This is a genomic window from Vibrio sp. 10N.222.49.C9, from assembly GCF_041474985.1.
GTDB classification, from domain to species: domain Bacteria; phylum Pseudomonadota; class Gammaproteobacteria; order Enterobacterales; family Vibrionaceae; genus Vibrio; species Vibrio crassostreae_C.
Genome location: NZ_JBFRVD010000495.1, coordinates 1 through 400 on the forward strand (window position 1 = coordinate 1; position 400 = coordinate 400).

Consider the following 400-nt stretch of genomic DNA (forward strand, 5'->3'; position numbering starts at 1 on the left):
TTATCCAGTTTATCTAACGGTGAACCGGTAAGCTTATTGGTTGAGATGCTTTGATAAAATTCTACAGAATTTTCTAGCGTCTGCACAGAAACACCACGACGCTCAAAGAACAAGCCATACATCTTGCTACCAACGCCAATAGCTTTAAAGCGACGACGCTTCTCTTGCTCAACAGGCTTGAGCCTTAGCTCAATACATTCAGCAAGGAGTTGGTAAACGGTATTACGCATCAAACCACGGAAGTTTTTACTGTAGCTAAACACATCCACAGACTCAGGATGCAAAGCATCTTGGTGCATCTTACCTAAAATCGTTTTAAGGGCATCAAGAATACTGGTGTCACCACGGAAGTGCAGAGTACGCACTTCATGCCATGAATTTCGATACACCAGATCAACAC

Annotated in this window: 1 protein-coding gene; it reads right to left on the reverse strand. The window is 43.0% G+C overall.

Annotated elements, in window-relative coordinates; all coding sequences use genetic code 11:
• The coding region (locus AB4585_RS24155; protein WP_372171291.1) for a class I adenylate cyclase at positions 1-400 on the reverse strand (400 nt) is incomplete at both ends.